The sequence below is a fragment of the Methylobacterium sp. J-026 genome, assembly GCF_022829585.1.
GTDB lineage: Bacteria > Pseudomonadota > Alphaproteobacteria > Rhizobiales > Beijerinckiaceae > Methylobacterium.
The window spans coordinates 1-6,852 of record NZ_JAKSYC010000333.1 but is presented as its reverse complement, the minus strand read 5'-3'; the positions used below and the strand labels follow the sequence as shown (position 1 = coordinate 6,852).

10 protein-coding genes are annotated in these 6,852 nt (G+C 65.3%); 6 read left to right on the top strand and 4 right to left on the bottom strand.

Annotation, left to right across the window (positions count from 1 at the left end):
• The first annotated feature begins 226 nt into the window (after positions 1 to 226).
• Positions 227 to 520, top strand: a complete 294-nt coding sequence (locus MKK69_RS28955) for a hypothetical protein (RefSeq protein ID WP_243973621.1) — start codon at positions 227 to 229, stop codon at positions 518 to 520.
• 9 nt (positions 521 to 529) lie between these two features.
• On the opposite strand, the gene MKK69_RS28950 is transcribed toward MKK69_RS28955, so the two are convergent.
• The gene (locus tag MKK69_RS28950; protein ID WP_279598686.1) at positions 530 to 751 is read right to left on the bottom strand and encodes a hypothetical protein; all 222 of its coding nucleotides are present in this window, start codon (positions 749 to 751) and stop codon (positions 530 to 532) included.
• 232 nt (positions 752 to 983) lie between these two features.
• Between MKK69_RS28950 and MKK69_RS28945 the strand changes: the two genes are divergently transcribed.
• The 4 genes from MKK69_RS28945 (at position 984) to MKK69_RS28930 (ending at position 2,965) form a co-directional block, all read left to right on the top strand.
• A complete protein-coding gene (locus tag MKK69_RS28945) occupies positions 984 to 1,160 on the top strand; it encodes a hypothetical protein (protein ID WP_243973619.1) in 177 nt (58 codons plus the stop codon).
• 4 nt (positions 1,161 to 1,164) lie between these two features.
• The gene (locus MKK69_RS28940) at positions 1,165 to 1,884 is read left to right on the top strand and encodes a hypothetical protein (RefSeq protein ID WP_243973618.1); all 720 of its coding nucleotides are present in this window, start codon (positions 1,165 to 1,167) and stop codon (positions 1,882 to 1,884) included.
• Between the two features lie 4 nt (positions 1,885 to 1,888).
• On the top strand, positions 1,889 to 2,254 hold the full coding sequence (locus MKK69_RS28935) for a hypothetical protein (protein WP_243973617.1): 366 nt from the start codon (positions 1,889 to 1,891) through the stop codon (positions 2,252 to 2,254).
• A 321-nt stretch (positions 2,255 to 2,575) separates the two neighbouring features.
• Complete coding sequence (locus tag MKK69_RS28930) at positions 2,576 to 2,965, top strand: heme utilization protein (protein WP_243973616.1); 390 nt, start codon at positions 2,576 to 2,578, stop codon at positions 2,963 to 2,965.
• A gap of 176 nt (positions 2,966 to 3,141) precedes the next feature.
• On the opposite strand, the gene MKK69_RS28925 is transcribed toward MKK69_RS28930, so the two are convergent.
• The 3 genes from MKK69_RS28925 to MKK69_RS28915 form a co-directional block, all read right to left on the bottom strand.
• Entirely contained in the window at positions 3,142 to 4,839 is a 1,698-nt protein-coding gene (locus MKK69_RS28925) for a methyl-accepting chemotaxis protein (RefSeq protein WP_243973615.1), read from the bottom strand.
• 184 nt (positions 4,840 to 5,023) lie between these two features.
• Positions 5,024 to 5,251 (bottom strand): multiprotein-bridging factor 1 family protein, encoded by a 228-nt coding sequence (locus MKK69_RS28920; RefSeq protein ID WP_243973614.1) that lies wholly within the window; start codon positions 5,249 to 5,251, stop codon positions 5,024 to 5,026.
• Between the two features lie 29 nt (positions 5,252 to 5,280).
• The gene (locus MKK69_RS28915; RefSeq protein WP_243973613.1) at positions 5,281 to 6,126 is read right to left on the bottom strand and encodes a dienelactone hydrolase family protein; all 846 of its coding nucleotides are present in this window, start codon (positions 6,124 to 6,126) and stop codon (positions 5,281 to 5,283) included.
• A gap of 402 nt (positions 6,127 to 6,528) precedes the next feature.
• On the opposite strand from MKK69_RS28915, the gene MKK69_RS28905 reads away from it, so the two are divergent.
• Positions 6,529 to 6,819, top strand: a complete 291-nt coding sequence (locus MKK69_RS28905) for a hypothetical protein (protein WP_243973611.1) — start codon at positions 6,529 to 6,531, stop codon at positions 6,817 to 6,819.
• Positions 6,820 to 6,852 lie beyond the last annotated feature (33 nt).

The following is a 6,852-nucleotide window of genomic DNA, read 5'->3' as shown; positions in this document are numbered from 1 at the left end:
TCGCCTCGCCGAACCCGAGCATGCCAATGTCGGAAGCTGGTTCATGGAGGCGGGGTTCGGCCGGCTGCAAGGGCAGAGGGTCCCCACCTTCCCCACCCTGGAAGAGGCGAGCCGCTGGCTGCGACGACATCTCAAGCCGGTTTGAGCGATTTCGCTGGTAATCGATGGAAAATGTTGCCTGCAAACCCCAACAGAGACGCCGCGGCGCGGGGCTATAGGGCAAATCATGAGCGAACCCGAACAAGGCAGTGCCGAGGCGGTATACGTCTCGGCCATGGTCGGCGAGATGATGCAGCGCGTTCTCAGCGACGCCCTCGTCGACCTCGCACGGACAAAGGGAGCAAGCTACCTCGACATGTTCATGGAGCGCGAGCTGGCCCGCTACGCGGATCTGTTCCGGGAGCGGTCGGACGACACGCCTGAAACCACCAGCATGTTGCGGGCCTGGTTCGTGATGGAAGGCAGCGCAGCCTTGCGGGCTGTCGTCGAGCGCGCGAGCACCGAAGCTCGGCGCGACTGACGCGTCGCATCAGGCTGCCGACAGCCGCTTGGTGTTGAAGGCGACGTGCTCGCGGTAGCGGGCGATGACCGTCTCGGGCGAGCCGCCGAGCATCAGCGTCGTCATCGCCTCGCCGGCCGCATGCACCTTCTCGACAACCATCGACCGCATCTCGGCCCGGCCCTCACGGCCGCCCCAGGCAAGCCGAACCATGCGCAGCTCGATAACCCGTCGCGACTCGATCGCCAGCATTATCGATGAAAAGATGGGATTATACACGACAAAACTCCAAATCTCAGTAGATGCTGTCTAGATCAATGTGGCTTGCACCAACATTGATCCTCCCTAAAAATGATAAGAAAAGACGCCGCACCCCAGATATGATCGAAAGCGGCAACCTCTGATCCTGGGCTTAGTTCGACATGTAGCACAATGCTCCCCGTCGTCCTTCCTTCGGCGGTTCCTTCGACGAAAGGCTTCGCCTATGGGCAGCGGCATCTCTCTATTATTTTTAGCGCTCGGCACGATCAGCGGCGTCGGCTTCTTGGCCATGATTGCACGAAAGCAGGTGGCGGATCTGAAAGGCGACCCAGCGCGGTCCAACCTCATCAAAGATCACGGCGGCGAACCACGGCAAAACATGCCCGGGACCGAGCACTGAGCCCATGAGGACGGCTGAGACGGTGATCGATAATCCGGCTGAGGCTGCGGCGCGTGAACGAGCGCAGCAGAACTCTCTCGGCAACGGTCCGGGCGACCGGATGTGGGCGGATCCTTTCCCGATGAAGGGATCCACGATGAGCGCCGGCTTCGCGCTGAGCGCGGACCAGCGCGCCACGTTCAGCCCTGCGGCGTGGACGGAGATCGCGTCCGAGGGCGATACAGCCGAGCGGCCGGAGGGGCCCCTGCTTCCGAGCGAAGGTCCGCGCGCGAGGCTCGGCATCCTCGCGCTGTATGAGAGCCCCAGCAGGGCGCAAGCCGCGACGGCCACGCTGGTCGCGGCCGGCATCCCCGAGCGGGCAATCCGGCTCGTGGTCGCCCCCATCGGACTGGATGACGGTCGCGCGGAGGCGGGCTCATCGCTTCCCAACGGCTCCGGTCTTCAGGATAGGCTCGAGACGATCGGCGTGGCTCCGGAGGCGCCGGACGCCTGCTGCGCGCGCTTGAAGCAAGGCGCAGCGATGCTCGATCTCTTGGTCGCGGACAAACAGCGGGACCGCGTCATGGGCATCCTGAAGGATCACGGCTCGGTCGATCCGACGCTGCGCCTCGCGACGTGGTGCGCCGAGGGGTGGGGCGGCACGTCGCCCGTCTCCACGGAGGGTTGGGGCGGCTATTCCGCTACCTCGACCGGCGCAACCGATATCGCGACGCGGCGGGAGTAAGTCGATGTCCATGTTCGCTCCCGTCCGATCCGAGAAGACCGACCTCGACGCCGTGCGACGTTACGCGGTGAGCGTCATCGCGCAGTCCGAAGGCGAGGACCTGCAGATGAAGGCGGTCACCCTGGCGCTGCTCGGCGGGATCATGTGGCGCAGCAAGCCAGGATCGACCGAAATGACCCAGGATGGTGATAGCGGCAACGCCATCCTATCGACCACCCTCGGCGGCCGCCATCTGAATTTCTCCTACGACCAGAACACCGAGTCGATCGCGATGCGCGAGGGCCGGGTCGACGGCCCCATCCTGCACAGCTTCTGCAATCGGACCCTGATCGGAGATTTCGAGACGGCCTTCAGTGCCCTATGGCGCTGAAGGCTACCGCTGAAGTAGCATCCATCTGCACCAGCAGGTTGATTGGCATCGAGATCAGCACGCGCAGGCCCTCCGGCTCCAGTGGTAGGCGATCTTGCCACTAAGATGGCCGCCGACGCTGCGCCGGACTAGGGTTGTGCAAAACCTGACATGTTCGAGTGGTTACGCGATCGGCGGGGCGCCACGCTCGCACCAGATCAGGCTGCCGAGGAAAGTCGTCCGAGCAGCGGTGAAAGTCCTGAGGTCCGGAAACTATTTGTGCGATGCCATTGTTTTCGGAGTGCGAAGTCAATCCCGACGGCGCGACCGTCGGAGCAGTCTATGACACGTATCGCCGTCTCGATCCTTGCGGCTGCCTTCGTAACAGGCGTTCTCTGTCCGGCCGATGCTGCCACGAAGAAGGTCCGGGTCCCTAACCAGTTCGACGGTTCCTGGACCATCGTAGCCACCACGGCTGAGGGGCCCTGCTCAGCCAGCACAAGCTATCACGTGCAGATCAAGGATAGCGACGCCTCCATTCCTGGGGAGGAGGTCGACATCGCCGGCGGTGTATCGACAGGTGGTGCCGTGCAGGCGACGATCACCAGCGGCGCGAACAAGGTCCCGATTGCCGGCAGCCTCGACACCAAGGGCGGCGGCAGCGGCACATGGCGCACGTCCGGCGGACTGGTCGAATGCACCGGTAGTTGGAGCGCCAAGCGGGCGGGGTAAATGGAACGCTGCCCCGCCGCCGGATCCGATCACGGGCTGGCGGGGCTCGGTGCCGTTCCTCACGGCGAAGGGCCGGTACGCGACACGGCCCGATATCACGATGGGCGAGGGCGGTTAGCCGAACCTCAACGGCGGCGACTGCGAGGCTCTCAGCATGAGACAAGCTTAAGGGCGTTTCAGGCCGCCCGAACCGTCACGAGGAAGCGACCGACCTCGGCTGCGAGATGCTCAGATTGGCGCGATAGCTCCGAGGCCGCGCCGAGTACTTGGCTCGCCGCCGCCCCGGTCTCCTCAGCCGCAGCCGCGACACCGGAGATGTTACTGGTCACCTCACCAGTGCCTTGCGCCGCTTGGCTGACGTTGCGCACGATCTCCTGCGTGGCCGCGCCCTGCTCTTCGACGGCGGCCGCGATCGAGGTCGCCACCGCGCTGATCTCCTGAATGCGTACCGTGATGCCGCCGATCGCTGTGACGGCTTGGCCAGTGGACGCCTGCACCCGCGCGATTTGACCTGAGATCTCGTTTGTCGCCTTGGCGGTCTGCTCGGCCAGCGCCTTCACCTCCGAGGCGACGACTGCGAAGCCTTTGCCCGCTACACCCGCTCGTGCCGCCTCGATGGTCGCGTTCAACGCCAGCAGATTGGTCTGACCGGCGATCCCTGAGATCAGCCCGACCACGTCGCCGATCCGGGACACGGCGGCGTTCAGCTCCTGAACCATGTCAGAGGTCTTATCGGCCTCGGATACGGCAATCTGCGCCAACTCGGTCGATCCCTGGACCTGCCGACCGATCTCCTGGACCGACGACCCCAGTTCCTCGGCGGCGGCCGCCACGGTGTTGACGTTGGAGGCGGCTTCCTCGGCCGCGACTGCGACCGCGCTCGACTGCGCGGCCGTCTCAGCCGCTGTGCCGCTCATCGTACCGGCGGTCGCCTGCAACTCGGTGGCCGAGGACGAGACCATGCCGATGATGCCACCGACAGCGCGCTCGAACCCGTCAGCCAACTCGACCATCGTGCGCTTGCGCTCCGAGGCAGCGGCGGCGTCGGCGATGCGCTGGATCTCGGCCTGCTCGGCCGCCTTCTGCGCGACCATGTCCCGGATGCCTTGGACGGCACGGCCGACGGCACCGATCTCATCGCCGCGTGCCGCCTCGCGGATCTCGGCATCGACCTCGCCCTTGGCCATGCGCTGAAGCACGGTCACGAGGTTACCGAGCGGGCGTGTAATCCCGAACACCACGATGCCGCCGAGCAAGCAGAAGGCGGCGAGGAGGCCGACCACTGCCACAATGGTGAGGGTCTGCGTGGCTTCGGCACCAACTTCACCGGCTCGCCGCTTTTCCTCCGACAGGGCCTCGACGTTGGCAGCCACACGCTTGTTGGTCTCCTCCACGAGCGCCTTGCGTGCGGTCCGACTGTCCCCGTTGGACAGCTTGGTCGCGGCGGCGACATCGTTCTGGAACACGATACCGACAGCGGCCTTCGAGGCCGAGAAGAAGCGTTCTGTCAGCGCTTTCAACTGCTCGTTGATGGCGCGGCGCTCGGGCGTATCGGAGAGTTGGAGCAACCCATCGACCGCCTTATCGGCCGTTTGCTCCGCCCCGCCGTGCTGATCGCGCAGGATCTGCCGGTTGGGGTTGTCGCTCTCGATGATGAGGTTCTTCTCGCGGATCGTTGCCTCATCCACGGCGACAGCGAGTTGCAGAGCCAAGATCGCACGCTGAGCGCTGTAGTCGACGATGTGCTGCGTATTAGCGTCGAGGGTGGACAGGCTGCTTCGAGCCAGCAGGATCATTCCGACTGAGACGACGATGAGCAGAACGGACGGGATCGCCAGCTTGGCAAGGAGCTTCAGATTGTCGAGGAGCTTCATCGGTCCGGCTACGGGGGATCACCGCGGGGACCCGACGCGATCCCGAGCGTAGGGTGGGCTATTCCTCATCCTGTATGGTTAGCAGAGATTTAAAATGGCTCGGGGAATACTGCTTTGAGTTGAACTTGATCAGATGCTAAAACGGTAGGCCTTAGATCCCCTTTGGACCAGTCTCTGAAGCGGCTTACGGCTGATCACCGCTGGCATTCTGATCGGGGCCAACCGCCGGGAAGCTGGCGCCGCCAGCGCGCAGGGCCTGCATCAGGGCGTTCAGCTGCGCGATCGTGACCGCCGGCTCACCGGGGCTGCTCTCAGCCCGCAGCACGACGGTCTGCGGCACCTTCGCCCGCTGCGCGAGATGACGTGGCTCCCAGCCGAGCGCGATGCGTGCCGCACGGATCTGCGGACCCATGATCATCTCTTCCGTTCCGATCCCCATTTTCATCGTGCCAGAAACGCGGGCACGCGCTGCAGAGCGTCTGTACGTGCAGCAGGATCGGTGCCGACATGGGCTACGCCATCGCCATTCGTCGTGTAAGCCAAACCGCGCCGCTCTCGCACGGGGAGGTTTGGGTGGTCGAAGTCGTGATAGGCGCCGCGGTAGACCGTGATGCCGACTGGCTCGCCGCGGGCCTGGGCCGCTGAGACTAAGCTCTGGCAAGCCTCGGCACCGGTCCAGTCATCCGCTCCGCCTACAAGGACCTGTAACGGCACGCCGTCGTGCCACCCGCGCTCTGCGGGTATACGGCAGCCGGGGTAGAACGCGACGGCGCGAGCGAAGGGCGGCCCACTGGTGACGTCGCGTGCACGTGCGGCCGCGGCGTAGAGCACGGTAGAACCGCCGTTCGACCATCCGAGGAGGGATATCGCCGCCGGCTTCACGTCGGGCCTGGTCTGCAGGTAGGCCTTCGCCGCGAAGGCGTCTGCGGTCCGTTCACGGCCGGGTCGGATCTCGCGTCCTCCGGTGCTGCACTGGGATCCCAGCCCACGCGACCCGAAACTATCGGGCAGCAGCACGAGGAAGCCCTGCGCTGCGAGGCGCTCACCCCAATCGGCATGCCGCGCGTTGAGGGTGCCGTTCCGATCGTAGAGGCCGCCGCAGCCATGGAGCGCGACGACGGCTGGGAATGGTCCTGCGTCGGCGGGGCGGTAGAGCGCGCCGTGTAGTTCGACCCCCTGCGGCCCTGGGAATGCTACGTCCTTTGGCTGCGCCAGAACGGTTCTCGGTTGGGCGAGGATGGCGATCACCAGTGCGACCACCTGAGTGACAGCTTCGCGCGCCTTCACGGTCGTATCACCCTCTCCGCTCCCGGAACCGGATCCCGGCCCCGCCGCCGTTCTCGGGGATGAACTCCAAGCCGCCCTTCTCGAACGCCTCGATCAACAGCCGCGCGTTCGCGGTGATCATCCGCCCCGTCTCCGGCTTGGCCTCGAACGCGTTGATCGTCGGCTCTGGGACACCGGCTGCCTCCGCCAGATCGGCTTGACGCCAGCCGAGTAGAGCGCGGCCTGCGCGACATAGGCGGGGGGTAAGGCGAAGCTGTTTCGGCGGCATCAGGATCGCGAGCGGCAGTGGGCACGGTGAAGATAGGTGATGAGGACGGCAAAGGCAATGTCTCTCACATAGGGCTATTGACAGCACACCGCAAAAGCATATCCTATGTCTCAGACACAGGAATATGTATCTCGATGCACTTCCACACCGTCTCCTGGACCCGCCTCTCCCGCAGCCTGCATGACAGCAAGCCGGTAATCCCCGCTGGCCTGCTCAGCGCCCGCGCCCTCATCCAGTTCGGCGCCCGCACCCGCCCCCTCGCCACTGCCGGCCAGTACGACCGCACCGCGATCATGGCCGCCGCCTGCAAGGCCGCTCCCGGCATCATGGAGCGCTGCGGCGTCTCGCGCCGGGAGGCCATGTCTTCCGCTCTCAAGGCCGCTTGGCAGGTCGCCAAGGCCGCCCGCAGCGCCGCCGCTCACTGACCTTCTAACCCCGCCGGGCTGAGCCCCGGCTCG